Origin of the sequence: Aeromonas molluscorum 848 (genome assembly GCF_000388115.1) — a bacterium.
Classification (GTDB): Bacteria; Pseudomonadota; Gammaproteobacteria; order Enterobacterales; family Aeromonadaceae; genus Aeromonas; species Aeromonas molluscorum.
On the sequence record NZ_AQGQ01000039.1, the window covers coordinates 1 to 26,957 of the forward strand.

Sequence of the window (26,957 nt, forward strand, 5' to 3'; positions counted from 1 at the left end):
CCCTTCCATCAGGATGTAGGAGGTGGTCACCAGGGCCGGGGCAGGGCGCCCAGCTCATGATGCAGGGTACTGATCAGCCGATAGCCTTCGGCGCGGGAGAAGTGCAGTCCCTCGCACAGATGATACTGGGCATTGCACCCCGCAAGGGCTTGCAAGAAACCGAGCCGGCGCTCCTGACTGATCGTCAGGCTCGGTAGTGCGGTGATCAAGGCGATGTGGGCAAGGTCTGGCTGGAGCAGGGAAGCGGTCAGCTCCTCGCATGCCTTGCGGTTCTCACTGGCCACACTGATGAAGTGTTCCGGCGCCATGGTCCGATCGATGGCAATGATCTGGGTGCCACTGGCCTGCTTGGTCTGATACCAGGGATCTTCCGGCGACAGGCAACTTGCCACCAGCAAGGCATCCACATGGCGACTTACCAGCATGTCGCACAGCGCCTTCTCGGTATCCGGCTCATCTTCCGAGCAGACGATAAGCAATTGGTAGCCACGGGCACGGGCACCTTGCTCGAGCCGCTTGGCCAGTTTGGCATAACTGGCGTTTTCCAGATCCGGCAGTATGAAACCCAGGGTTCGGGTCTGGCCGCCACGCAAGGAGGCGGCGCGACTGTCGGGTCTATAGTTGTGGGCATCGACCACGGCCATCACCTTGTCACGGGTCGCCTGACTGATGCGGTGCTGATCGGCCTTGCCGTTGATCACATAGCTGGCCGTGGTGCGCGAGACACCAGCGAGGGCTGCCACTTCATCCAGTTTCATCTTGTTGGCCCTGTCTTGTTTGGCTCTCTCCGGTAACAATATCCCGCCCTCCTGACCCTGTTCTGACTCGAAAAGTGTGCGCCGGATCATATCATTGAACAAGGTGAAGTGCGGGGACTTGATCAAATAGCTGAAACGATTCAGTCTGAGTGTAAGTGAAACGATTCAGCTTGTCAGTAGACAAAGACAAACAGAGGACAGATCCACCAGTGGGATGCGATCCGGTCTATTGTGAGCAGGGCAAGCGTGGGTCATCCGACCCCTAGTCACAGAGCATTATCATTGAGCGCAATCCAGGTGGCCGCCTCGGCCGCCTCAAGCGGATGGAGAGAGAGCATGTTGAAGTTGGCGCAAGAGCAGATCCTGTTGAACCAGACCGCGCGAGCAAGGAGGAGGCCATTGCGTTGCTGGCCGAGCGACTGACCCAGGCAGGTTTGGTCGAGGCGGGCTATGTGGATGGCATGCTGGCTCGTGAAGCCCAGCACGCAACCTACCTTGGCAGCGGTATTGCCATTCCCCATGGCACCACGGATACCCGTGAGCTGGTGAAAGAGACGGGGGTCATGGTGGCGCAGTTCCCAGGGGGAATTGAGTGGGATCAAGGCCAGATTGCCTATGTGGCCATCGGCATCGCCGCCAAGTCAGATGAACACCTCGGCATCTTGCGCCAGCTCACTCATGTGCTGGGGGACGAGCTGGCAGCCCAGGCCCTCAAGGATGCCAAAGATGCCGCCACCATCATCGACATCCTCACGGGGGCGAGCGCACCGACCGAGGTGCAGTACCTGAGTCTCGCCGATTTTCCGGCCGATGATGCCGACCAGCTGCTGCTGGGCGCAGCGGCTCGTGCCAAGTCAGCGGGTTGGGGGGGGCCGAGATGGTGACCGCCCTGATGGCGAGCAAGCCAACGGCGCTGGGGCAAGGCATCTGGCTGGCCAGCGCCAAGGCGCAGCAATGTGGTTGGGTCCTGGCCACACCGAGCCATGCCATCTGCCAGCAAGCGGCTGAGGTGAAGGCCTTGCTGCTGTTGTGCGGCAAAGATGAATCTCACCTGAGTCAGCTCGACAACCTGGCGGCCCTGGCCGCTGCCGGTCAACTTGACGCCCTGGCGGGAAGTGACGGGATAGCACTGCTGCAAAACGGGCCAGCCAAGGGATTGGCAGACACCTTCACCATCATCAATCCCCATGGTCTGCATGCTCGTCCCGGTGCCATGCTGGTCAAGGTCGCCAAGGAGTATGGTTCGGATATTCGGGTCGCCAACCTGGATGGCAGCGGTGAAGCCGTCTCCGCCAAGAGCCTGATGAAGGTCATCGGCCTGGGGGTGAAGTGCGGCCACCGACTCGAGTTTCGTGCCGAAGGGGCTGACGCAGAGGCCGCACTGCGTGGCATTGGCGAGGCCATTGCTGCCGGGCTGGGGGAGGGGGCGCACTGATGAACATCGTCACCATCACCCTCAATCCGGCCCTGGATCTCACCGCCTCCCTCGACCAATTGCAGGCTGGTGAAGTGAATCTGGTGCGTGAAGCCTCCCTGCGCGCGGCCGGCAAGGGCATCAATGTCGCCATGGTGCTCAAGGATCTGGGCCGCGATGTGGCCCTTACTGGCTGGCTCGGTGCCGACAATCAACACGCCTTCGTCGATTTGTTTGCCCAGAAGGGGCTGGAGGATCATTTCGTTCGCGTCCCGGGTAGCACCCGTATCAACGTCAAAGTGTCCGAGCACTCCGGCCGCGTCACGGATCTCAACTTGCCGGGGCTCGACATTGCACCCGAAGCCATTGCGGCCCTTGATCTCCTGCTTGATGAGCTGGCCGAAAAGGCTGACTGGTTTGTGCTGGCGGGCAGCTTGCCCAAAGGCGTCGAGACAGCACACGTTGCCCACCTCATCACGGCCCTCAAGCTGCGTGGCAAGCAGGTCATCTTTGACTGCAGCGGCGCGGCTCTGAGTGCCGGGATCAGCGCAGGGCCCACCCTGATCAAACCCAATCTGGAGGAGCTCAGTCAGTGGGCAGGACGTCCCATCCGCACCCTCAATGAGCAGGCCGAGTGCGCCCGCGCCTTGCTGGCGCAAGGGGTGAGCCAGGTGGTGATCTCCAATGGCGCCGAGGGGGTGATCTGGTTTGGCGATGGCGAGACGTGGCAGGCCAGACCGCCACGTATGCAGGTGGTGAGCACGGTTGGTGCCGGTGACTCGCTCGTGGCAGGCCTTGCCCATGGCCTGAGCCTGGGCTGGCCCATGGCGCAGACCCTGCGTCTGGCCACTGCCGTTTCGGCCCTGGCGGTGAGCCAGGTTGCCGTCGGCTTTGCCAGTCAAGACGAATTGACCCCCATTCTTGAACAAATAACCATCACGCAACTGGATGACGAAACCGCCATGGATACTCGGCGGGCAGGTGCCCAGGATGCGACACCATACACACCCACAGGAGATGCCCAATGAAAGCTATCTTGGTAACGGCCTGCCCGGCGGGCATCGCCACCAGCTTCCTCGTCGCCAAACGACTCACTCAACAGGCCGAACAGGCTGGTTGGAGTCTGGTCGGTGACATCCACTCCACCATAGCGGCGCACAGTGCGCCGACGGCGGCCCAGATTGCCGAGGCCGACCTTGTCATAGTGGCGGCCAGCACTCCGGTAGACTTGTCCGCTTATGAGGGCAAGCGGCTCTACCGCGCCGAGATGGACGCCGCATTGCAAGATCCCGCCGCCGTGCTGGAGGCCGCCCGGGAAGGCGCCAAGCCTTACCATCATGTGGCGAGCGCAACGGCACCCGCTGCCGTCAGTGCGGGCAAGCGTATCGTCGCCGTCACCGCCTGCCCGACCGGGGTGGCCCACACCTTCATGTCTGCCGAAGCGCTGGAAAATACCGCCAAGCAACTCGGTTATGAGATCCGCGTCGAGACGCAAGGCTCGGTCGGTGCGCAAAATGCCCTGACGGCGGAGGAGATTGCCGCCGCCGATCTGGTGTTCCTCGCCACCGATATCGAGGTGGACATGGCTCGCTTCGATGGCAAACCGCTCTACCACACCAGTACCGGGGCTGCGCTCAAGAAGACTCGCAGCGAACTGGACAAGGCGTGGCAGCAGGCCAGCGTTTATCGTCACAGTGGTGGTGCTGTGACCAAGAAAGAGGAGAAGGCCGGTCCCTACAAGCATCTGCTGACCGGGGTCTCCTTCATGTTGCCCATGGTGGTGGCAGGAGGGCTTATCATCGCCATCTCCTTCATCTTCGGGATTGAGGCGTTCAAGGAAGAGGGCACACTGGCGGCCGCACTGATGAAGATTGGAGGTGCCTCGGCCTTTGCCCTGATGATCCCTGTGCTGGCAGGTTATATCGCTTACTCCATCGCCGATCGTCCCGGTCTGGCACCTGGCATGATAGGCGGTATGCTGGCCAGCTCCCTGGGTGCCGGCTTCCTCGGCGGCATCGTCGCGGGTTTCCTGGCCGGTTACTGCGCCAAGTTCTTGAGTGACAAGGTACGTCTGCCGGTGACCCTGGAGGCGCTCAAACCCATTCTTATCATTCCCCTGGTGGCGAGCCTGTTTACCGGTCTGGTGATGATCTACGTAGTTGGTGGCCCGGTTGCCGACATCATGAATGCCATGACCACCTTCCTCAACAACATGGGCTCGGCCAATGCCGTGCTGCTGGGGGTCATCATCGGTGCCATGATGTGCTTCGACATGGGTGGCCCGGTCAACAAGGCGGCCTACGCCTTCGGGGTCGGCCTGCTCGCCTCCAAGACCTATGCGCCTATGGCGGCGGTGATGGCGGCGGGCATGGTACCGGCGCTGGGCATGGGGATTGCTACCTTCCTGGCGAGCAAGAAGTTCATCAAGACGGAGCAGGAAGCGGGCAAGGCCTCCTTCGTGCTGGGCCTGTGCTTCATCTCCGAGGGGGCCATTCCTTTCGCGGCCAAGGATCCGATGCGGGTCATCCCGGCCTGCATGGTGGGCGGCGCCCTGACAGGTGCACTCTCCATGCTGTTTGCCTGTGAGTTGGTGGCGCCCCACGGTGGTCTCTTTGTGCTCTTTATCCCCAATGCCATCAGTCATGTGTGGCTCTACATCGTGGCCATCGCGGCGGGCTCCCTGCTGACCGGGGTGAGCTACGCCATGCTCAAACGCGCCGAGACGCCAGCTACCTTGGCCACGGCATAATGCCGTGTCCTCGGCTGCATCCGCGGCAGAGAAGTATGATTAGAAAGGCGGCCCTGGGGCCGCCTTTTTTTGTGAAGGAAGAGAAAAGGTCGAAGAGGATCGCCCTGACCCTGTAGATGGCGCGGCGCCCGAAAGCCGGGGTTAGAAGTCCCAACCCTGCTGCTGCGAAGGTGGCTCTTGTTCCTGGGCTTTGCGCATGGCGGCCAGTATCCGGGCCTTGCGTCCCCGGCATAACCGCATCACATCCTGCTGCTGATCCGGGCTCATGTTGAGCCAGTTGAAACGCTCTTCCCTGCTGCGAAAGCATCCCTTGCAGTAGCCCTTGTTGTTTGCCTGACAGACCCCGATACAGGGGCTCTGTAGCGGGAAGATTTCCAGCTGTTCCATGCCTGGCTCCTCATGCTTTGTTACCCTGTTATAACCCAGATGATATGGTTTGGAAAAATAGTCTGCCGCAGGGAGCTGGCCGTTTGCTTTCCAGAGGTAAATTTGGCATCTTCCACGCCGGATCTGGCACTCGGTGTTAAATGAGGACTTATGAATAGACACGCATACTGGTTAGCGGCAACAGTGCTGGGGTTGGCCGGTTGTGCCGGCGACCCGCAGCCGGCGCCACTCTCTCAACCCAAGGCCGACGAACAAGCCTGTTTTCTCAACTGCACTCCGGCCGAGAACCTGGGCAAGCAGTACCTCGACGGCACCTTGCCCAGCGACCTGGTGCATGTCACAGGGGTCAACAGCCAGGCCCCTCATGATTTCAGCCGCTTTCAGGCCCAGAGCCAGCTGGTCATAAATCGTTCTACCCGGATGGCGAACCGTTATGGTGAGCTTTACCGTCAGCTGTCACGCTGGGCCGCTCAGGGAGGGGATCCTGCCCGCATCGGTCAGTACGGTATCAGCCTGGCGCAGATGGGCGGCGCAGATCGACAGGGTAACGTGCTGTTCACCGGCTACTATTCGCCGGTGCTGGAAGTGCGCCATCGTCCGGATGGCGAGTTCAAGTACCCCATCTACGCCATGCCCAACTGCGGTGGCCGTTGCCCCTCCCGCGCCCAGATCCATCAAGGCGCCCTGGCCCATCGTGGCCTGGAGCTGGGTTACAGCAAGTCACTCATCGATAACTTCCTGATGGATGTCCAGGGATCGGGCTTCGTGCACTATGGCGATGATAACCGCCTGCAGTATTTGGGTTACAGCGGCAAGAACGGTCATGGCTACGTCAGCATTGGCCGGGTGTTGATCGACAGGGGGGAAGTACCCAAGGCGCAGAGTGTCCCGTCAAGGCCATCAAGGATTGGGCCAACAGCCAGCCGGAAGCCAACGTGAAAGAGTTGGTGGAGCAGAACCCCTCCTATGTCTTCTTCGAGCGGCGCCCAACCAATGACGTGATTGGTTCTGCCGGTATCCCGCTGCTTGCCATGGCGTCGGTCGCTGCCGATCGCAGCTTGCTGCCCATGGGTACTCCCATACTGGCCGAAGTACCCCTGCTCGATGGGGAGGGCAACTGGACCGGCAAACACCAACTGCGCCTGCTCATCGCCCTGGATACCGGTGGAGCCGTCAAACGCGGTCATCTGGACCTCTACCATGGGATGGGGGAGAAAGCGGGCGTGGCCGCCGGTCACTACAAGCATTTTGGCCGGGTCTGGAAGCTGGGTCTGGGGCATGGCCCCACGGCCGCGCCCTGGCTCTGACAGCGAAGGCCTCTGGCTGGTCGTCAGAGGCTGAGTTTAGCCACGCTAACACCGCCGTTATCGGCGGTTTTTTTTGACCAATCATTGGCAAAATAGCCCTGCAAGGGTGAGCCTGTGATAGAGCGCATCACGACAGGAGAGCCCTATGCAGAGACGTTGGCACGACACATTGAGCGTCAGATCCCTCTGGCTGAGCCTGCTGCTTATGCTGTTGATGGTTGTCCCGGTGCGAGCAGAGGTGAAGGTCATTACCGTCTTTGAGCCGGAGGGATTGATACACACTTTGCGCGAGCTCAATCCCAGCCTAGGGGTGAGTGCCATGGGTAACCAGTTGGTGCTCAGCGGCAGCCCACAACAACTCGAGGAGGCAGAGCAGTTGGTGGCGCGCCTCAACCAGCCACCACAGATGTTGCTTATCGAGTGGCGGGTCTCGCAGCAGCGCGCTACCCAAGGTGCGGCCTTGGGGGTCAGGCAGCGTCGCAGTGGTGACTGGCACGCGGGAGGCGCCTTGGAGCAAGGCAGTGCACAGGGCCGGCAAGCCTGGCAGGTTCGTGGCCTGTCGGGGCGACCCGTATTGTTGCAGATGGGCAGCTATCAGCCCGTCAGTCTCTATTGCTGGCGTGCAGGCAGAGTCACAGCACTACTGCCCATCGTCAATGGCCTCTATGCCAGCGCGACCCTGGTAGGAGAACAGGTGTTGATCCGGCTCTCTAGCGAGCAGACCAGCCTGCGGCAAGGGTTGCCGGAGCGGGGGCAGAGCGATATCGAGCTCAATGTCGCCCCTGGGCAATGGGTCGAGGTGGGGGCACTGGCCAACAGTCAGCAGAGTCAAGGGGTTGGGGTCGGGGCCATCTCAGGAGCCGAGATACGCCAGGATAGCCAGCAGCAGACCCTCGCCATTCGGGTGACGCCTGTCCAGTGATCTTTATTGCCCTGTTCGGGGCAATCCTATGTTGATCAGCTCGGGTTGTCGGGAACGGATCACGGCGCTGTCTCGGCTAGATGGCACAGACTCAAGCATTCGGGATGTGGGGTTTGTCCGCCGCGTATTCACGCAGCTGACGACTCCTGAGCAGATACCAGAGGCACCAGAGGCTGGCGATCAGTACCAGCGCGTTGGCCCAGCTAAATTGCCAGCCAAGGCTTATCAGGGCATGGCACTGGATGATGAGGCCGGTGAGGGTCGAGCTGAGTAGCAGGCCAGGGCTAAAGCGGCGCAGGCGAGCACGCCAGCCATTGGGATTGGAGAAGGTGCCGCCACAGGCCAACAGAGCCAGGAGCGCGGGCAGGTCGGTGAGCAGGCTCACGTAGAGACTCCAGCGCTCCGGGTAGAGCAGGGCCAGGATGTCGCTGCCCCCCTGGCGGCTGGCGCCAGCCATCACGAACAACCAGACGGAGCGGGTCAGCAGCAGGCTGATGGGCCAGAACCACAGCGGCGGGCGCAGCTGACCATGGTCATCGTAACGGTGTTCGGGATAGAGGGTCATGGGTGGCGAAGCGGATCATGGATGAGTTGTGCAACAGATATGGGGACTGGGACCCGGCTTGCAAGAGGTTGAAGCGAAAAAGACCGGGATGGCGCAACGGCTTCAGGGACACAAAACGAAAGGGGCCTTGGGCCCCTTCGTACCATAATGCCGTGCCAAAGCTGCTACAGCCAGCCTTTGCGTTTGAAGAAGAGTCCAGTGCCGAGGGAGGAGAGCACCATGAGCACCAGGGACATGGAGTAGCCATATTCCCACTGCAGCTCTGGCATGCGACCGAAGTTCATGCCGTAGATACTGGCGATCAGGGTCGGCGGCAGGAAGATGACGGCGGCAACCGAGAAGATCTTGATTACCTTGTTCTGCTCCAGATTGGTTACCCCCATGGAGGCCTCGAGCTGGAAGTTGATCTTGTCGAACAGGAACTGGGTGTGGGGCAGCAGAGACTCCACGTCGTGGAGCATCTCGTCGATCCACTTGTTCTGCTCGTTGGTCATCTTCTGGCGCAGACTGCGCTTGAGAAAACGCAACGCGCGCCGGGTATCGTGCAGCGAGAGGCGGATCTGGCCATTGGCCTCTTCCTGGGCCATCAGCTCTTTGAGCATGGCGTTGATCTGATCGGGTTCGAAGATCTGATCGGCGGTATTTTCCAGGGTCTTGTAGCCATCTTCGATGAGATCGGACAGGTATTCGACCTTGAGATTTTGCACCTCGAGCAGGACATCCAGGGCATCTTCCACCTCCAGTCTGTCCTGACGCATATAGTGGCGCATCAGTCGTACCAGGCCGATGTCGTCTTCGCGAATGCTGATCAGCAGATTGTTGCGCAGGGTAAAGGAGACATGGACACCCTTGGTGTCACGGCCGATTCGCTGGGGGAACAGCGAGTGGATATGCAGGCCGTCCGTGTCCCAATAGAAACGGGCAGAAGCCTCGATATCATCGAGCTCCTCTTTGTCTGGGACTTCTTCCAGAAAGAGTCCCGTCAACCATTCTCGCTCCGCCGCGTCAGGCTTGTAGGCATCGAGCCAGACGGTGTTGTCGGGCAGGATATCGTCAGGACCGAGCGTGACGATGTCGAGCACCTTGTTGTTGAGGATGTAGGCGGTGATCATCTGTCCCCCTTAAAGTCTTGGGTTATCAGGGATGGTTGAACAGGTTCATGCGGCTTTGATCCCAAGAAGGGGATCGTATGAAGCATAGCGGGGCCGATGGGCAACCTGACTGCGGCGAACTATACAGGCGCTCGCCGCCATTGTCAGGGCTTATTCAGCTGATATTCATCCCGTTTGTCCAAAAAACGACCCTGGTCGGATCACATGTTGGGGTAGTTGGGTCCACTGCCGCCCTGTGGGGGGGTCCAGATGATGTTTTGGCTCGGATCCTTGATATCGCAGGTCTTGCAGTGGATACAGTTGGCGCTGTTTATCTGCAGGTGGGGCTGTTCAGCCAGGGTCACCAGCTCGAATACCCCGGCCGGGCAGTATCGCACTGCGGGCTCGGCCCAGGTGGGCAGATTGACCTCGACGGGGATGCGCGCATCCTGCAACCGCAGATGGCAGGGCTGGTCTTCGTCATGGTTGGTGTTGGCCAGATAGACGGACGAGAGCTTGTCAAAGCTCAGCACCCCGTCGGGCTTGGGATAGATGATGGGCTGGCAGCGATTGGCCGCCTTGAGGGCGCGGTAATCTTCACCCTTGTCCAGCAGTTGAAACGGGGAGCGTCCCTTGAACAACCGCTGCTCCAGCCAATTGAAGGCGCCGCCGAGCCAGGGGCCGGTGCTGTGCAAGGCGGCGCCGAAGTTGCGGGCCTGCTTGAGATCCGCACCGAGCCAGCTGCTCGCCAGGGCCTGGTCATAGTCGGCGAGTTCCCGTCCCCCTTGCTCCTTTTTACCCAAGTGGGGCAGCAGGGTTTCGGCCGCCAGCAGGCCACTCTTCATCGCGGAATGAATGCCCTTGATGCGGGAAAAATCCAGGGTACCTGCGTCACAGCCGAGCAACAGGCCGCCGGGAAAGTGCATGCGCGGCAGTGAATGCCAGCCGCCCTTGGTGATGGCGCGGGCACCATAGCTGATGCGCTCGCCCCCTTGCAGGACTTGTTTGAGCAGAGGGTGCTGTTTCAAACGCTGAAACTCGTCGAAGGGGCTGAGCCAGGGATTTTGGTAGTTGAGATCGACAATGAGCCCGACCGAGACCTGATTGTCCGCCAGATGATAGAGATAGAAGCCGCCATGGCTGCGAGTCTTGCCCGCTTGAACGCCGAGCGGCCAGCCGCTGCCATGCAGCACCTGTCCGGGCCGGGATTGAGCCGCAGGCACCTGCCATAGCTCCTTGAAACCGAGGGCATAGTGCTGGGGCTGGGTGGGGCTTGCCAGTTCAAATTGCTGGATGGCTTGCTTGCCGAGGTGCCCGCGCGCGCCCTCCGCCAGCAGGGTATAGCGCCCGAGCAGCGCCATGCCGGGCACATGATCCGCCTTGGGCTTGCCAGCCTTGTCCAGACCCAGATCGCCGGTGAGCACGCCCTTGACCACCCCGGCTTCGATGATGAGCTCGCTAGCAGCAAACCCCGGGTAGATCTCGACCCCAAGGGACTCGGCCTCCTTGGCGAGCCAGCGGCAGAGAGTGCCCAAGCTGATGATGCGGCAACCCTGATTGTTCATGCTGGGGGGCAAGGCCCAGTGGGGCAACCGAGTGGCGCGACTGTCACTTTGCAGCAGCCAGAGCTGATCTTCGCTGACTTCGGTGCCAAGGGGCGCCTGCTGCCAGCGCGCGGGCAACAGCTCCTGCAGGGCGCGGGGATCGAGCAGGGCGCCAGAGAGCAGATGAGCCCCTATTTCTGCCCCTTTTTCCAGCAGACAGACGCTGCAATCCGGCGCGCGTTGCTTGAGGGCGATGGCGGCACTGAGCCCCGCGGGGCCACCTCCCACGATGACCACATCGTATTCCATTGCTTCTCGTTCCATCTTGCCTCCGTGCTCGACTTGGCCTAGGGTGGCGTTAGTTTACGTAAACGTCAACCTTACTGTAAACTCTCAATACGGAATTATTCATGGATGGTAGTGGCGCAAGCCTACCGAACAACAGGATGAGGAGTGACCGAATGAAGCTGCTGGTCGCAGTCAAACGGGTCGTCGACTACAACGTCAAGATCCGGGTCAAGAGCGATGGCTCCGACGTGGAGCTGGCCAACGTCAAGATGGGCATCAATCCATTCTGCGAGATCGCGGTGGAGCAGGGAGTCAGGCTGCGTGAAGCGGGCCTTGCCAGCGAATTGGTGGTGGTGACCCTGGGGCCGGCCGCGGCAAGCGAACAGCTACGCCATGCCTTGGCACTGGGGGCGGATCGCGCCCTGCACTATGTCACATCGGATAGCGGTTCCACGCCGGGGACCAGCGACGAGCGACTCGATCCCCTGACCGTGGCCCGGGCCCTGCAGGTCGTTTGCGAGCGTGAACAACCGGATCTGGTGCTGCTTGGCAAGCAGTCCATCGATTCGGACAACAATCAGGTCGGCCAGATGCTGGCGGCGCTGTGCGACTGGCCCCTGGCCACTTTTGCCTCGGCCATCGAATGGGCGGGGGATGAGCTGTTGGTGACCCGTGAGGTGGATGGCGGGCTGGAGACGCTGGGGATGGCGCTGCCGGCGGTGGTGACGGTGGACTTGCGTCTCAACGAGCCGCGGTTTGCCTCCTTGCCCAACATCATGAAGGCCAAACGCAAGCCGCTGGAGACGGAGCCCTTTGCCGCGCTGGGCATCAGCCCACTCGCTCAGAACCGGCAGTTGGGGGTCATGGCCCCCCCGGTGCGCAGCGGCGGGGCAAGGGTTGGCTCGGTGGATGAACTTATCGACAAACTCAAGCATGAGGCGAAGGTACTGCCATGAGCATATTGATCATTGCGCAGCAAGCGAAGGGCCCGCTGGCGGTCAGCACGGCCCAGCTGGTCGGGGCTGCCAAGGCCCTGCAGGGCGACATTCATCTGCTGCTGCTGGGTGACCAGATCACCCAGGCGGCCACGGAGGCTGCCCGCCTGCAAGGGGTAACCCGGGTGCGGCTGGCGGAGCTTGGCTGCAACTGGTGCGATGGCCTGGACAAGCCCCTCGCAGCCCTGGCCCAGGACTACCACTATGTGTTGATGGCGGCGAGTTCGACGGCAAAGGATCTGTTGCCCCGCATGGCGGCGCGTCTTGGCATGGAGATGCTCTCCGAGGTTATCGCCATCGAGGGCAAGGACAGCTTCTTGCGTCCCATCTATGCGGGCAATGCCATCGCCCGGGTGCAGAGCAGTGCGCCCATCAAGCTGATGACGCTGCGTGCCAGCAGCTTCCCCACGGCGGTCATGGGAGAGGTGAGTGCGCCCGTTGAGGCCCTGCCGTCCCTGACCATCGCGACGCGTACCCGCCTGGTTTCCCGCCAGGCCGTGGTGTCGAGCCGCCCGGAGCTTGGCAGTGCCCGGGTGGTGGTCTCCGGGGGGCGGGCCCTGGGCTCAAAGGCGCAATTCGCGCTGATTGAAGCCTTGGCCGACAAGCTGGGCGGGGCGGTGGGGGCCTCGCGCGCCGCCGTGGATGCGGGTTTTGTCGGCAACGATCTGCAGGTGGGACAGACCGGCAAGGTGGTGGCCCCCGAACTCTACATCGCCGTCGGGATCTCGGGCGCCATCCAGCATCTGGCGGGTATGAAGGAGTCAAAGGTGATCGTGGCCATCAACAAGGATGGGGAAGCACCCATCTTCCAGATTGCCGATTATGGCCTGGTAGGGGATCTGTTTACCCTGCTTCCCGAGCTGACCGCCAAGCTCTGAGCCCGGGGCGAGCAGCCGGGACTGGCCCTTGAAAACGTCGTGGTTCTGACCACAGACCCTGCCTCGGCGGGGTTTGTGCCGTTATGGACACTCGCTCATCTGCCTGGCCTTTGGGTCAGCCGCTTTCACCTGATCGATATTGACGAGCTGCAAGGCCTGGGCGGCAAAACCTTGAGCCAGCTCCCAAAAACCCTTTGCCGAAGGGGCGCTGTTTCGTGTAAAAACGGGGAAGTCCTTCACTCTTTACCACCTCACGGAAAGTGTCATGAGCAAACAGGTTTACAACTTCTGCGCCGGCCCCGCCATGTTGCCGGTCGAAGTCATGGAACGCGCCCAGCGCGAATTTTGTAATTTCCAGGGATTGGGTGCCTCTGTCATGGAGCTTTCCCATCGCGGCAAACCCTTCATGGCGGTCGCCGAGAAGGCCGAGGCGGATTTGCGCGAGTTGCTCGCCATTCCGGCCAACTACAAGGTGCTGTTCATGCATGGCGGTGGTCGCGGCCAGTTCTCTGCCGTACCCATGAACCTGCTCGGCGGTGCCAACAAGAAAGCCGACTACCTGCTAACTGGTGTGTGGGCCCAGAGCGCCGTGGATGAGGCGCACAAGTTCGGCGACATCCTGACCCACGCCGGTGTGGCCAAGACGGCGCAAGGGATAAGCCACCTGCTGCCGACTCCGGCATTTCGCAGCGAGGCCGCTTATGTCCATTACTGCCCGAATGAAACTATCGACGGCATAGAGATGTTCGACATCCCGGCCACCGGAGACGTGCCGCTGGTGGCGGATCTCTCCTCCACTATCCTATCCCGTCCCATCGACGTGAGCCGCTTCGGCATCCTCTATGCCGGTGCCCAGAAGAATATCGGTCCCTCTGGCCTCGCCATCGCCATCGTCCGGGACGATCTGTTGGCCCAGGCCCGGGCGGATGTGCCCGCGGTGTTTGATTACGCCCTGACCGCCAAGCATGACTCCATGTTCAACACCCCGCCCACCTATGCCTGGTATCTGGCCGCACTGGTGTTCGAGTGGTTGAAAGAACAAGGGGGCCTGACCGAGATAGAGGCGCGCAACCGTGCCAAGGCCGAGTTGCTCTATGGCTACATAGATGACTCCAGCTTCTATGCCAATCAGGTGGACCCGGCCTGCCGCTCGCGCATGAACGTGCCCTTCCAGCTCAAGGATGACACCCTGGACAAGTTGTTCCTGGCCGAATCCGAGGCCGCGGGCCTGCTGGCACTCAAGGGGCATCGCATCGTCGGTGGCATGCGGGCCAGCCTCTACAACGCCATGCCGCTGGCCGGGGTCGAAGCCCTGGTGGGTTTCATGGAGCGCTTTGCCAAGCAGCACGGTTGAGCCAGGTCAGCTGAATGACTCAGCGCTGGCGCGCCTCTGAGCGTGGCCGCGGCCACGTTTATGCAACGGCGCTCCTCGGGGCGCCGTCTCGTTTCACTTTGGCACCCACCCTGCAAGTTAGGGGAGAGAGGGGGGCAAGCAAGAGCCTTGCCCTCACTCTCCTTGGCTGATAACGTCCGGGCAGGTGTTTTTTGATATCAGTACAGGAAGGCTATGAATTCGTTGCGTTTGGAACCTATCGCCCGTGTCGAAGGGGTCGTGAATCTACCCGGCTCCAAGAGTGTCTCTAACCGAGCCCTGCTGCTGGCAGCCCTGGCTCGGGGCACCACCCGCCTCACCAACCTGCTCGACAGCGATGACATTCGCCACATGCTGGCGGCCCTCGGCCAGCTCGGGGTCAAATACAAACTCTCCGCCGACAAAACGGTGTGTGAAGTGCAAGGCCTGGGCCGTAGCTTCGCGGTGAGCGAATCTGTCACGCTCTTTCTCGGCAATGCCGGTACCGCCATGCGCCCACTCTGTGCCGCCCTCTGCCTGGGTTCAGGCGAATACATGCTGACCGGCGAGCCGCGCATGGAGGAGCGCCCCATTGGTCACCTGGTCGATGCCCTGCGCGAGGCCGGTGCCCATGTGCAGTACCTCAAGCGCGATGGTTTCCCGCCGCTGGCCATCGATGCCAAAGGCCTCTGGGGCGGCGACGTTCACATAGATGGCTCCGTCTCCAGCCAGTTCCTGACCGCCTTCCTGATGGCCGCGCCCATGGCCGCCGGGGATACGCGTATCCACATCAAGGGCGAACTGGTCTCCAAGCCCTACATCGACATCACCCTGCACATCATGAAGCAGTTTGGTGTGGTGATTGAGCACGACAACTACCAGACCTTCTACATCAAGGGCAACCAGAGCTATGTCAGCCCGGGGGATTTCCTGGTGGAGGGGGATGCATCGAGCGCCTCCTACTTCCTGGCAGCAGGCGCCATCAAGGGCAAGGTGCGAGTCACCGGTATCGGCAAACACAGCATTCAGGGCGACATTCACTTTGCCGACGTGCTGGAGAAGATGGGCGCCCGCATCACCTGGGGCGATGACTTCATCGAGGCCGAGCAGGCGCCGCTTCATGGTATTGACATGGACATGAACCAGATCCCGGATGCGGCCATGACCATAGCCACCACGGCGCTGTTTGCGAAGGGACCCACCTCCATTCGCAATATCTACAACTGGCGGGTGAAGGAGACGGATCGTCTCTTTGCCATGGCGACCGAGCTGCGCAAGCTGGGCGTCGAGGTGGAGGAGGGTCACGACTTTATCACCGTGACCCCGGCTGCCCAGTTGCAGCATGCGGCCATCGATACCTACAACGATCACCGCATCGCCATGTGTTTCTCTCTGGTGGCGCTGTCGGACACCGCGGTGACCATCAATGATCCGGGTTGCACCTCCAAGACCTTCCCCGATTACTTCGAGAAGCTCGCCAGCATTAGCCAGGTTGCTTGACGGGCAGCCTGCTGCCCCTGACATCTTGAGCAAAGGCCCGCATTTCGCGGGCCTTTTTCATGGGCTTGGCACACCGCCCATGACTGACTAGCATCATTTCAATAACATGCAATGATCCGCTTGAAGATATTTTATTGTGTGATGTAATTTTCTATTTACACTCTGGGGTTGCTCGGGCTAGATTGGTGCAAGCAATGTGTCTAGCCAAGCAGGAAGCCGAAGTATGCAGCATCAAACCGACGACGTTCGTATCAGTGAAATCAAAGAGTTATTGCCCCCGGTTGCGGTGCTTGAGAAGTTTCCGGCGACCGAGGCGGCCGTCTCCACCGTATTTGAGTCCCGCCAGGGGATCCACAAGATCCTGACCGATGAAGATCAGCGCCTGCTGGTGGTGATTGGTCCTTGTTCCATCCATGATCCGGTCGCCGCCATCGAATACGGCAAGCGTCTCAAGATCCTGCGAGATCAGTACAAGGATCAGCTGGAGATAGTGATGCGGGTCTATTTCGAGAAGCCGCGCACCACTGTTGGTTGGAAGGGATTGATCAACGACCCCCATCTGGACAACAGTTTCAAGATCAATGACGGCCTGCGCATCGGTCGCAAGCTGCTGCTTGAGCTCAACGATCTGGGCATGCCGACCGCCTCCGAGTTCCTCGACATGATCACCCCGCAATACGTGGCGGATCTGATGAGCTGGGGTGCCATCGGTGCCCGTACCACCGAATCCCAGGTACACCGTGAGCTGGCCTCCGGTCTCTCCTGCCCGGTGGGCTTCAAGAATGGCACCGACGGCACCATCAAGGTCGCCATCGACGCCATCGGCGCCGCCAGCGCGCCACACCACTTCCTGTCGGTGACCAAGTATGGCCACTCCGCCATCGTCTCCACCGCCGGCAACCCGGACTGTCATATCATCTTGCGCGGTGGCCGTGAACCGAACTACAGCGCCGCACATGTGGATGAGGTCGTGAAGGGATTGGACAAGGCGGGTCTGCCCCAGAAGGTGATGATCGACTTCAGCCATGCCAACAGCAGCAAGCAATACAAGAACCAGATGCTGGTGGCCGAGGATGTGGCTGGCCAGATCCGTGCCGGCAGCAAGGCCGTATTCGGGGTCATGGTCGAGAGCCATCTGGTGGAAGGTCGCCAGGATCTGGTGGAAGGATGCCAGCTCACCTTCGGTCAGAGCATCACCGATGCCTGCATCGGTTGGGACGATACCGAAAGCCTGTTGCGCACCCTGGCAGAGGCAGTGGCCGAACGCAACGCACGCTGATCACCCTATTGATGGCTTGCAACGAAAAAGCGCGACCGAGGTCGCGCTTTTTTTATGGCTGCCCGGCAATGGCTGAAACCGCAGGCACTGTGTGGTTCATCACCAGCGGTAGGTCTTGAGCAGGGCTTCGAGCTTCTGGCACTGGGTGACCAGCTGCTCGCTGGCGAGATTGGCGCTGTGGGCCTGGCTCAGGGTATCGTTCGATGTGCTGCGGATCTCGTTCACGGCGCCATCGACCTCCTGACAGACTCTGTCCTGCTCCTGGGCTGACTGTGCCATCTGGGCATTGAGATCATTGATATTGGCGATGCGATCGATGATGGTCTGCATTGCCGCCAACGTGGCTTCCGTCTTTTGAATGCTGTCATTCGCCTTGAGCTTGGCATCGCCAATGACCTGTACGGCACTCTGGGCTTCCTGCTGCAGGGCGGCAATCATCCGGGCTATCTCCTCACTGGCGGTGCGGCTGCGGCTGGAGAGCGCCCTGACTTCATCGGCCACCACGGCAAAGCCGCGTCCCTGTTCACCGGCACGGGCGGCCTCGATGGCCGCGTTGAGGGCCAGCAAGTTGGTCTGATCGGCAATCCCCTTGATCACCTCCAATACCCCATCCACGGCGAGGCAGCGGCTATCGAGTTGCTGGATCACGGTGTCGACCCGGGCAATTTCGGCTGACATCTCACCCATGTCGGTGATGGAGTGCCGGGCGAGGCGGCTGGTGTTGGCGGCATCGTCATTGGTGAGGGTCGAGAGCTCGGCGCTGTGGCGAGCATGTTCGCGGACTTCGTGGGAGCTGGCGGCCAGCTCGCTCACCGCGGTGGCGACCTGGGTCGTCATCTGTTCCTGCTGGCGAGCCGAACCTTCTGTCTGGGTCGCGACCTGGCGGATCTGGTTCGACTCCCGGTATAGCTCGGCGGTGGCACCCTCAACCTCGGCCAGACTGTGGCGAAAGCCTTGCACCATGTCGTTGACCGCGCGGGTCATCTGACCCAGCTCATCCTGACTCTGGTTGACCAGGGGCAGGGAGAGATCCCGCTCCTTGGCCATCTGCACCATGGTGCGCTGCAGCCGATAGACGGGACGTTTGACGTAACGCTGCAGCACCCACCACAGCAGGCCAAAGCCTAAGCCAAATACCAACCCCAGGCACCCGCTCAGCAGCCAGTTGTTGTCGCGGATCTCGGCAAAGATGTGACTCAAGTCGTAACTGATGCGCACGGCTCCCATGACGGTTCCCTCGGCGACCTGATGACAGGTGAGGCACTGGGTGCCACGGTACTCTTGGTACGCCTTGAAGGGTTTTATCAGGGTGAGCTGGTTGCCTTTTTGTTCGAGCAAGGTCTCTCCCTGTTCGATGGCACGCTTGTCCCACCCATCGACGATCTGTTGATCCGGATGACCTGGGCCAAACAGCGAGCTGACGGCAGGGGCGCGGATCAGCCTAGCCTCCGTGATCCCGGCCTCGCTCATTATCTTGGTCTGTACTATGGCGCGGTTGGCGATGACCCCCGTCATCATCATGACGTTGAGCTGATCCATGTAGCTGTTGGCCGTGCTCTCCACCTTCTCGCCCGCCAGGCGCAGGGCCAGATCGCGTTGCAACCAAGCTGAGAGCTCGAAGCTGAGCGCGAAACTGGCGCCTATTACCAGGGCCAGGGGGAGAAAGATCTTCCAGTTGAGCGAGAGGTTTTGCATGGGTAACTGAGTCCAGATACGGGGAAGGGGTCTATCACTTGGCAGGCATGGCAATGCAGCAAGCTTGGTACTCTATCGGCTCACATTACCCCGGCTTTAGTAAGGATTCTGTTAACTGGATCCATGAATGGCGTTAACCAGGGGTAGCCAGGTGTTGTTATTGGTCAGGGTGTTGATCTGGCGCAAGTTTCGTGGTTATTGATAGTGGTTATCATTCGTATAAATATTCCCTAGCAGATCCCACCTCCGATGATACTGACGCCAACCATGACCGGACTGTCCAGCCCGGATCCCCTTAAATTTGCCTTTACCGCCAAAATAGCGGCCCATGCCAGTCGGGGAGGTGCCAGACCCCTGGCTCTGGATGACAAGGGGTGGCAGCGCTGGTGGCAAGAGGCGACCGGGGCCAGGGATCGCGCCCTTTATATTCATATCCCCTTTTGCAAAAAGCGCTGCAGCTTCTGCAATTTCTTCGAAAATGGGGCAAATCCGGCGCGGATGAGCCGTTATATGGCGGCTCTTTGCGAAAACCTGCGACAGGGGGCAGAGACTCCCCTGGCGCAAAGTGCCCCCTTTGCGGCGGTCTATGTGGGCGGCGGCACGCCGACCGACATGGCGGCCGGGGATCTGGCCCGCTTGGCTGAGGTCATACAACGTTTCCCCCTTACCCAGGATGCAGAGCTGACCCTTGAGGGGCGGCTTAACGGGTTCGATGAGCAGAAGTGGCAGACGGCCCTGGCGGGCGGGTTCAACCGTTTCTCGTTCGGGGTACAGAGCTTTGACACGCAAGTTCGCCAACAGGCGGCTCGTATCGATGAGAGGGGGCGGGTGCTGGCGCGACTTGCCGAGTTGACCCGGGTCGATGAGGCCGTGATAGTGGCGGATCTTATCTTTGGTCTACCCGGTCAGGATGATGCCATCTGGCGCCAGGACATCGCGGATGTGATGGCCAGCGGTGTGCACGGCGTGGATCTCTATCAGCTGATCCCCATGCCGGGCACCCACCTGGACAGGGTGCAGGAGAAAGGCCGGCTCGGCTGGGCGGCCGATGGCCCGCAGCGGGCAACCATGTACGGGTATGGCGCTCAAACCCTGGAGCAGGGCGGTTGGCAGCGCCTCTCTTGCAGCCATTGGCGACGCACAGACAGCGAGCAGAGTCGTTATAACCAGATGGCCAAAGGTGGCGCCGAGATCCTGCCGTTTGGGGCGGGGGCGGGGGGTAATGTGCACGGGCATGGCCTGATGTACGGCCGGGACTTGACGCCTTGGCATCAGGCGCTGGCCGCGGGGAGGCGGGCTCCCGGCATGGTCATGGGGCGCAATCCCCATGCCGAGCTGGATGCGCTGCTGCGCGGTGCCCTCGACACTGGCGGGTTGGTGCTGGCACTTTTACCTGACGATGTGAAGGCGCAGCTGCTGCCGCTTTTTCAGACCTGGCAGCAACATGGCTTGGCTGTGCTGATCGGAGAGCGGCTTGAGCTGACCCTGGCGGGGCGTTTTTGGACCGTCAATCTACAGGCGGGTCTGTTCGAATATGTGCAACTCAATCCACTGGCGGGAGCCGACGCGGCATCTGCCCACCCGACCGGGGCCGCGGGTCACTCGCTGGTGTGACAGTGCTGCGCCAACAAAAAGGAGGGGATAAAACGGGGGCGCTGCAAAGCCCCCCGTTGTTAGTTATCGGTTGTGCACCTCTTCTACCCGCACCAGCAAGTGGCCCTCTGCCAGGGTAGTGACCAGCGACTGCCCGGCACTCACCTGGCGGGCATGACTCACAACCTCACCCTGCTGGCTGCGGGTGATGGAGTAGCCGCGCCCCAGGGTGGCGAGGGGGCTGACTCCATCGAGGCGGGCACTGAGCATGGCCAGTTTATGTTCGGCCTGCTCGCGCCGCTTGCTCATCAGGCTATGCAAGCGCGCCTCTGCCAGTTGATGGCGCCGCCGACCCTGTGCCAGACGCCGTTCAGGGCTCTGGGATTGCAGCCGTTGCGCGAGCTGGTTGAGCCGTCGCTCCCCCTGATGCAGGCGCTGACTCAGCAATTGCTGCAAGCGGTTACCCAGTTCATCGAGGCGCTGGGACTGCTGCTCGAGGCGGCGTTTGGGGTCTTGATGCTCAAGCCTTTTCGCGAGCAGGGTGAAGTGGTGGACCTGCTGGGTCTGCTGGCGGGCCATGGCTTGACTCAGGCGCTGGGTGAGGCGATTGAGCTGATTGATGCGCTCGCTCTGATCCGGCGCCACCAGTTCGGCAGCGGCGGAGGGGGTGGGCGCGCGCAAGTCAGCCACCAGATCGCTGATGGTGATATCCACCTCATGACCCACGGCGCTCACCACAGGGATGGCCGAGCCGTGAATGGCCCGGGCGACCCGCTCCTCGTTGAAGCACCAGAGATCTTCGAGGGCGCCACCACCACGGCCGACGATCAGCACGTCCACCTCGGCGCGGCGATTGGCGAGCTCGATGGCGGCCACTATTTGGCCACTGGCCATGTTGCCCTGCACCTGCGTCGGATAGATGAAGATGGGCAGTGAGGGGGCGCGGCGTCCCAGCACGGTGAGGATATCGTGCAGGGCCGCCCCGGTGGCCGAGGTGATTATGCCCACCGCCTTGGGATTGGTGGGGAGCGGGCGTTTGCGGGCTGCATCAAAGAGGCCCTCTGCGGCGAGGCGGCGTTTGAGCTCCTCGAAGCGCAGGGCCAGGGCGCCATCCCCGGCCGGTTGCATGGACTCGATGATCAACTGATATTCGCCGCGGGGCTCATAGAGGGAGACCCGGGCCTGCACCAGCACCTGCATGCCATCTTGCGGGCGAAACGGTACCCGGCGGTTGTTGCCCTTGAACATGGCGCAACGTACCTGGGCCGAGATGTCTTTCAAGGAGAAGTACCAGTGCCCCGAACTTGGCATCGCCAGGTTGGAGAGCTCTCCGGTCAGCCACACCAGCCCCAGATCCTGCTCCAGTATCATGCGTACTGCGCTATTGAGGCGGGTGACGGTAAACACTTGCTGTTGATTGGACTGGCTCACGCTGGGCCCTTCTGCTGTCCCACTGTCCATGGTGGACTCGGGGAGGTGAGACGATGGCACCATCTTAGCGCAGTTCAGGCCAGGAGCCGAGCACCTCCCCCGGCTTTGGCCACAGGATGATCACTTGCTGCCCAGCAACTGGCTCGGTATGGGCTTGGCCGGACTGACCACCAGCCAGACCGAGAGGCAAACGATGACACCGCCGAGCATGAAGCCTTCGGTGAGGGTCTCGCCCAACACCAGATAACCCCAGAATATGCCAAAGGGAGGGATGAGGAAGGTTACCGTCAGGGAACGCAGCGGCCCAATGTCGGCGATCAGCCTGAAATAGATAAGATAGGCGAGTGCGGTACAGATAAAGCCGACGGCCAATATGCTGGCCCACACCTCGGGAATGGCCCAATCAACCACGGGGCCGGCCGTCACCCCATAGCCAAAGAAGGGCAGCAGGAAGAGGGTGGCGCCCAGCTGGCTGCCAAAGGCGACCAGCTTGACATCCAGGCCGCCGCGCGCCGTGATCCAGCGCCGGGTCAGGAAACCCGCACAGCCGTAGCAGGCGGTGGCAATCAGGCAGGCCAGTACCCCCGTGATGACGGTTTCGCTCAGCGCAACCTCGCCAGTCGTGGTGATCAGGGTGATACCAAGGAGCCCCAACACGACCCCCAGCCACTTGCGGCCACTTAACTGTTCGCTGAAGCAGGAAAAACCGATCAGGGCGCCCATCAAGGGGGTGGTCGCATTCAAGATCGCCGAGTAGCCGGCGGGTAACCAGAGTGCGGCGATGGCGTACATCAGAAAAGGGATGCCTGAGTTGATGATCCCAAGCAGCATGATGGGCTTGAGCTTGCCTTCAAAGCGCAGAGGAGATCGCATCAGCAGCAAGATGATGGCTAACCCGATCAGAGCGAACAAGACCCGTAAAAAAGCGGTGTTGATTGAGCCAAACGCAGGGGCGGCAATACGCATAAACAGAAAGCTGGCTCCCCAGATGGCGGCCAGCAATAACAGCCTTGCATAATCCGATGTTCTCATCTTACTTCCTTGAAATAGTTGCAATCATGTACGCCCAGGCGCAGGCATAGCCCGCATCATGGAGGGCGGACTAGCCGATGACAACTACCGGATTGGGCTATGGATGACGACACTGTCGGCGCGATACGTCCCCGTCTGTTGTGTCAATCTTGCGGCGCTGGGCATTGAGCGTGGATCACGGGGCTCTGGCTAAGAGCCTCATCACATGAGCCGCCACTTTTTTGATGGCAGATGAGCCTCCGTTTGGCGCCTATTCAATCCCCATCCTTACGACTGCTGTCTGATTCTTGGGCTCTGGTGAAGATGCTCCGCAGTCATCGTTCAATAGTGCGTCTGCACCACCAAGGTGCTGTGTTGTACCAAAATGGTGCATGTTTGGCGCTAGTCATTAGGATTGCCGAGTCATCAAGTTCGCTCTCAATGCACTCTTTGCCAAGGCACCCATGCCAGCCCCACCACCTGGATCATCTTTTGAGTAGCCAGTCCTTGTCTGGCAAGGGTTGTGGTTGAGAGGGGACGATGCGGGGAGTCCATCAGATGGGGCTTATTACCCAATAAATCCTGTTCATGCTGGTTGGCCCACGTTGGGGGTCGCCGGGGTGGATTAAAATGCTAATCAAAGTAGTAATGGTGGTGTAATAAACCAAATTTATGCGCAAAGCGCAGCGACTTGTCACGGTTGGCGTCATTTTTGCTGCGTCATCAAGACGCAAGTACCGCGTTAGCTCAGATCTGGCGCTGACGCCTTTCCCTGACGGCAGGGTCTCTATCGGTCCATCACAAGGAGTCTTATGGTAAACGGCATGGCAAACGAGGCGACATTACCGCCAGCAGGCATCAATGCCGGGCTTGTCCATAACGTCAAGGATGATGTCTATGGCCTGACACTGGGGGTCATGTTCATTGCCATCGGTCTTTACATGCTCAAGCTGGCCGGCATGATCACCGGCGGCGTGGCGGGCATGGCGCTGCTGTTCTCCTATCTGGTCGAGCTGCCCATCGGCTTGCTGTTCATTTTGACCAATATCCCCTTCATGCTGTTTTGCTATGTCCGCATGGGGCGCGCCTTCACCTTGAAGACGCTGATTGTCAATATCGCCCTCGCGGCGACCAGCCAGATAGTGCCCCATCTGCAGACGGTCACCTACATACATCCGCTGTTTGCCGCCCTGGTCGGAGGTACCTTCATCGGCATGGGGGTCTTGTCACTCGCCCGTCACAATGCCTCGGTCGGTGGTACTGGCGTGGTGACTCTCTGGCTGCAGGCCAGGTTTGGCATCAATGCAGGCAAGACCCAAATGCTGCTGGATCTGTTGCTGTTTGCGCTCTCCTCGAGCCTGCTGCCAGCCTCCTTGCTGCTCTGGTCGGCCTTGAGTGCCCTGGCCATGAATGCCATGTTGATGAACTGGCACAAGCCCGGTCGCTACCAGGGGTAATTCTCGCGACACAAGACTCATGAGGTGCTTGATAAGTCGAGGCTCATTGCGACGGTGTCAGCCGAAGAGATCGGGGGAGGGCGCTAAGCGTGCCTTGGTGCCCATCTGAAATCACTCGGGCTGCGCCGGAACATTATTCGGCGTAAAAAGGGCCATTTTACGACTGAATTTGTGAGGTTTTTGCCTGTTTGGCTTTCTAAAAGCGGGCAATGCCACAAAAATTAAAAAATACTTCTTTACCAACCGGTAAACCATGAGTAAAATTTGTCGGCAATATTTTCCACCCCCACTCCTCAACGGTGAGATATTGCCATGCTCAGGATTGCCAAAGAAGCGCTGACCTTCGACGATGTACTGTTGGTTCCAGCCCACTCCACTGTTCTTCCTAATACAGCCGATCTGCGTACTCAGCTGACGTCTGCTATCTCCCTGAATATCCCGATGATTTCCGCTGCCATGGACACAGTGACCGAAGCCCGTCTGGCTATCGCACTGGCCCAGGAAGGCGGTATCGGCTTCATTCACAAGAACATGTCCATCGAGCAGCAGGCTGCCGAAGTCCGCAAGGTCAAGAAGTACGAAAGTGGTGTCGTTTCCGACCCCGTGACCGTGCGTCCCGACATGACCATTGCCCAGGTCAAGGAGCTGAGCCACAAGAACGGTTTCGCCGGTTACCCTGTGGTGACCGAGGGCAACCTGCTGGTCGGTATCATCACCGGCCGTGACGTGCGCTTCGTGATAGACCTCTCCCAGACCGTCGAACAAGTCATGACCCAGAAAGACCGGTTGGTGACAGTGCGCGAAGGGGCTCCTCGTGAAGAGGTGGTGGCCCTGATGCAGAAACACCGCATCGAGAAGGTGCTGGTGGTCAACGCCGATTTCAAACTCAAGGGCATGATCACCGTTAAAGACTTCCAGAAAGCCGAGCGCAAGCCGAACGCCTGTAAAGACGACAAGGGTCGTCTGCGGGTTGGCGCTGCCGTCGGTGCCGGTGCCGGTAACGAAGAGCGCGTTGCCGCCCTGGTGGAAGCCGGTGTGGATGTGCTGCTGATTGACTCCTCCCACGGCCACTCCCAGGGCGTGCTGGATCGCATCAAAGCGACCCGCGATGCCTATCCCGAGCTGCAAATCATCGGTGGCAACGTGGCCACCGCCGCTGGCGCCCTGGCGCTGGTCGCCGCAGGCGTCAATGCCGTCAAGGTGGGTATCGGGCCGGGTTCCATCTGTACTACTCGCATCGTGACCGGTGTCGGCGTTCCCCAAATTACTGCCATCTCCGACGCCGTTGACGCCCTGGAAGGCACTGGCGTTCCCGTGATCGCCGATGGCGGCATCCGCTTCTCCGGCGACGTGGCCAAGGCCATCGCCGCAGGTGCCAGCTGTGTTATGGTCGGTTCCATGTTCGCAGGTACTGAAGAGGCGCCGGGCGACATCGAGCTCTATCAGGGCCGCTCCTTCAAATCCTACCGTGGCATGGGTTCTCTGGGCGCCATGTCCAAGGGCTCCAGCGACCGTTATTTCCAGACCGATAACGCCGCTGACAAGCTGGTGCCGGAAGGGATCGAAGGGCGCGTACCTTACAAGGGCCGCCTCAAAGAGATCATCCATCAGCAGATGGGTGGCCTGCGCTCCTCCATGGGCTTGACTGGCTGCGCCACCATCGACGAAATGCGCACCAAGGCCGAGTTCGTGCGCATCTCCGGCGCCGGGATGAAAGAGTCCCACGTTCACGATGTGACCATTACCAAAGAAGCCCCCAACTACCGGATGGGCTGATAAAACGGGGCTGCGGCCCCGTTTCTACACCGTTTTTTATCCCCGAGCCTTTTGTTACAACATCAGCCTGATGCAGGAATAAAATGACTAAAAATATTCACGCTCACCGTATCCTGATCCTGGATTTCGGTTCTCAGTACACCCAGCTTATCGCCCGCCGTGTCCGTGAAATCGGCGTTTACTGCGAGCTGTGGGCCTGGGATGTGACCGAAGCGCAGATCCGCGAATTCAACCCGAACGGCATCATCCTCTCCGGCGGCCCGGAATCCGTGACCGAGGCGGGCAGCCCCCGTGCCCCCGAATACGTGTTCAACGCCGGTGTGCCCGTGTTTGGTATCTGCTACGGCATGCAGACCATGGCCGAGCAGCTCGGTGGCAAGGTGCAATCCTCCACCGAACGTGAATTCGGTTATGCCCAGGTCGAAGTGCTGGGTCAGTCCGGCCAGACCAGTGCGCTGCTGCGCAACATCGAAGATGCCATTGCCCCCAATGGCAATGCCCTGCTGGATGTCTGGATGAGTCACGGCGACAAGGTCACCGAGATCCCGGCCGGTTTCACCACCATCGCCCAGACCGCGACTTGCCCCCATGCCGCCATGGCCGATGAGGCCAAGCGCTTCTACGGCGTGCAGTTCCACCCGGAAGTGACTCACACCCGTCAGGGCGCGCGTCTGCTCGAGCATTTCGTCAAAGAGATCTGCGGCTGCCAATGCCTGTGGACCCCGGCCACCATCATAGATGATGCCGTGGCCCGCATTCGTGCACAGGTGGGCGACGACGAAGTGATCCTCGGCCTCTCCGGCGGCGTGGACTCCTCCGTGGTTGCCATGTTGGTGCACCGCGCCATCGGCGATCGCCTGACCTGCGTCTTTGTCGACAACGGTCTGCTGCGTTTGAACGAAGGCGTTCAGGTGATGGAGATGTTTGGCGATCACTTTGGTCTCAAGATCATCAAGGTTGATGCCG

19 protein-coding genes and 3 pseudogenes are annotated in these 26,957 nt (G+C 60.6%); 14 read left to right on the plus strand and 8 right to left on the minus strand.

The features are described 5' to 3' along the window. Positions 1-758: pseudogene (locus G113_RS07925) on the minus strand (LacI family DNA-binding transcriptional regulator); the annotation flags it as partial. Between the two features lie 336 nt (positions 759-1,094). Here G113_RS07925 and fruB point away from each other — a divergent pair. The 3 genes and pseudogenes from fruB to fruA all read left to right on the plus strand — a co-directional run bounded on the left by fruB (position 1,095) and on the right by fruA (position 4,921). Then, positions 1,095-2,193, plus strand: a pseudogene (gene fruB / locus G113_RS07930) (fused PTS fructose transporter subunit IIA/HPr protein). Then, a complete protein-coding gene (gene pfkB / locus G113_RS07935) occupies positions 2,193-3,200 on the plus strand; it encodes a 1-phosphofructokinase (protein WP_005898430.1) in 1,008 nt (335 codons plus the stop codon). Before fruB ends, pfkB begins: the two are co-directional and overlap by 1 nt. Beyond that, complete coding sequence (gene fruA / locus G113_RS07940; RefSeq protein ID WP_005898432.1) at positions 3,197-4,921, plus strand: PTS fructose transporter subunit IIBC; 1,725 nt, start codon at positions 3,197-3,199, stop codon at positions 4,919-4,921. Before pfkB ends, fruA begins: the two co-directional genes overlap by 4 nt. A gap of 141 nt (positions 4,922-5,062) precedes the next feature. On the opposite strand, the gene G113_RS07945 is transcribed toward fruA, so the two are convergent. Continuing rightward, positions 5,063-5,308, minus strand: coding sequence for a DUF1289 domain-containing protein (locus G113_RS07945; protein ID WP_005898434.1), 246 nt, complete (start codon positions 5,306-5,308; stop codon positions 5,063-5,065). 150 nt (positions 5,309-5,458) lie between these two features. Here G113_RS07945 and mltA point away from each other — a divergent pair. Then, positions 5,459-6,615: pseudogene (mltA, locus tag G113_RS07950) on the plus strand (murein transglycosylase A). Between the two features lie 145 nt (positions 6,616-6,760). Then, entirely contained in the window at positions 6,761-7,537 is a 777-nt protein-coding gene (locus G113_RS07955) for a hypothetical protein (protein ID WP_005898436.1), read from the plus strand. A gap of 91 nt (positions 7,538-7,628) precedes the next feature. Here the strand turns inward: G113_RS07955 and G113_RS07960 are convergent, their stop codons facing one another. The 3 genes from G113_RS07960 to G113_RS07970 all read right to left on the minus strand — a co-directional run bounded on the left by G113_RS07960 (position 7,629) and on the right by G113_RS07970 (position 11,061). Further along, positions 7,629-8,102 (minus strand): DUF2919 domain-containing protein, encoded by a 474-nt coding sequence (locus tag G113_RS07960; RefSeq protein WP_005898438.1) that lies wholly within the window; start codon positions 8,100-8,102, stop codon positions 7,629-7,631. A gap of 164 nt (positions 8,103-8,266) precedes the next feature. Beyond that, positions 8,267-9,214, minus strand: a complete 948-nt coding sequence (gene corA / locus G113_RS07965; RefSeq protein ID WP_005898440.1) for a magnesium/cobalt transporter CorA — start codon at positions 9,212-9,214, stop codon at positions 8,267-8,269. Positions 9,215-9,414: 200 nt separating this feature from the next. Further along, positions 9,415-11,061 carry an electron transfer flavoprotein-ubiquinone oxidoreductase gene (locus tag G113_RS07970; protein WP_040319025.1) on the minus strand — a complete coding sequence of 549 codons (1,647 nt, stop codon included), beginning with the start codon at positions 11,059-11,061 and terminating at the stop codon, positions 9,415-9,417. Between the two features lie 137 nt (positions 11,062-11,198). Here G113_RS07970 and G113_RS07975 point away from each other — a divergent pair, with 137 nt between their 5' ends. The 5 genes from G113_RS07975 to aroG all read left to right on the plus strand — a co-directional run bounded on the left by G113_RS07975 (position 11,199) and on the right by aroG (position 17,028). Continuing rightward, entirely contained in the window at positions 11,199-11,981 is a 783-nt protein-coding gene (locus G113_RS07975; protein WP_005898444.1) for an electron transfer flavoprotein subunit beta/FixA family protein, read from the plus strand. Continuing rightward, on the plus strand, positions 11,978-12,898 hold the full coding sequence (locus G113_RS07980) for an electron transfer flavoprotein subunit alpha/FixB family protein (RefSeq protein ID WP_005898447.1): 921 nt from the start codon (positions 11,978-11,980) through the stop codon (positions 12,896-12,898). Before G113_RS07975 ends, G113_RS07980 begins: the two co-directional genes overlap by 4 nt. Before the next feature lie 265 nt (positions 12,899-13,163). Continuing rightward, positions 13,164-14,252: a 3-phosphoserine/phosphohydroxythreonine transaminase gene (gene serC, locus G113_RS07985; RefSeq protein ID WP_005898449.1), complete on the plus strand. Its 1,089-nt coding sequence runs from the start codon at positions 13,164-13,166 to the stop codon at positions 14,250-14,252. 213 nt (positions 14,253-14,465) lie between these two features. Beyond that, the gene (gene aroA / locus G113_RS07990; protein WP_005898451.1) at positions 14,466-15,749 is read left to right on the plus strand and encodes a 3-phosphoshikimate 1-carboxyvinyltransferase; all 1,284 of its coding nucleotides are present in this window, start codon (positions 14,466-14,468) and stop codon (positions 15,747-15,749) included. Positions 15,750-15,972: 223 nt separating this feature from the next. Then, positions 15,973-17,028 (plus strand): 3-deoxy-7-phosphoheptulonate synthase AroG, encoded by a 1,056-nt coding sequence (gene aroG / locus G113_RS07995; RefSeq protein ID WP_005898453.1) that lies wholly within the window; start codon positions 15,973-15,975, stop codon positions 17,026-17,028. A gap of 99 nt (positions 17,029-17,127) precedes the next feature. Here aroG and G113_RS08000 read toward each other — a convergent pair whose 3' ends face one another. Continuing rightward, entirely contained in the window at positions 17,128-18,723 is a 1,596-nt protein-coding gene (locus G113_RS08000) for a methyl-accepting chemotaxis protein (RefSeq protein ID WP_005898456.1), read from the minus strand. Positions 18,724-18,990: 267 nt separating this feature from the next. On the opposite strand from G113_RS08000, the gene hutW reads away from it, so the two are divergent. Next, positions 18,991-20,337, plus strand: a complete 1,347-nt coding sequence (gene hutW / locus G113_RS08005; RefSeq protein ID WP_005898458.1) for a heme anaerobic degradation radical SAM methyltransferase ChuW/HutW — start codon at positions 18,991-18,993, stop codon at positions 20,335-20,337. A 63-nt stretch (positions 20,338-20,400) separates the two neighbouring features. Here hutW and xseA read toward each other — a convergent pair whose 3' ends face one another. Beyond that, positions 20,401-21,747: an exodeoxyribonuclease VII large subunit gene (xseA, locus tag G113_RS08010; RefSeq protein ID WP_005898460.1), complete on the minus strand. Its 1,347-nt coding sequence runs from the start codon at positions 21,745-21,747 to the stop codon at positions 20,401-20,403. 120 nt (positions 21,748-21,867) lie between these two features. Beyond that, on the minus strand, positions 21,868-22,779 hold the full coding sequence (locus G113_RS08015) for a DMT family transporter (protein ID WP_040319028.1): 912 nt from the start codon (positions 22,777-22,779) through the stop codon (positions 21,868-21,870). 791 nt (positions 22,780-23,570) lie between these two features. Here G113_RS08015 and G113_RS08020 point away from each other — a divergent pair. The 3 genes from G113_RS08020 to guaA form a co-directional block, all read left to right on the plus strand. Continuing rightward, entirely contained in the window at positions 23,571-24,215 is a 645-nt protein-coding gene (locus G113_RS08020) for a YitT family protein (protein WP_005898464.1), read from the plus strand. 312 nt (positions 24,216-24,527) lie between these two features. Beyond that, positions 24,528-25,991, plus strand: a complete 1,464-nt coding sequence (gene guaB / locus G113_RS08025; protein WP_005898466.1) for an IMP dehydrogenase — start codon at positions 24,528-24,530, stop codon at positions 25,989-25,991. Between the two features lie 83 nt (positions 25,992-26,074). After that, a partial coding sequence (gene guaA, locus G113_RS08030; protein WP_005898468.1) for a glutamine-hydrolyzing GMP synthase occupies positions 26,075-26,957 on the plus strand: 883 nt, incomplete at its 3' end.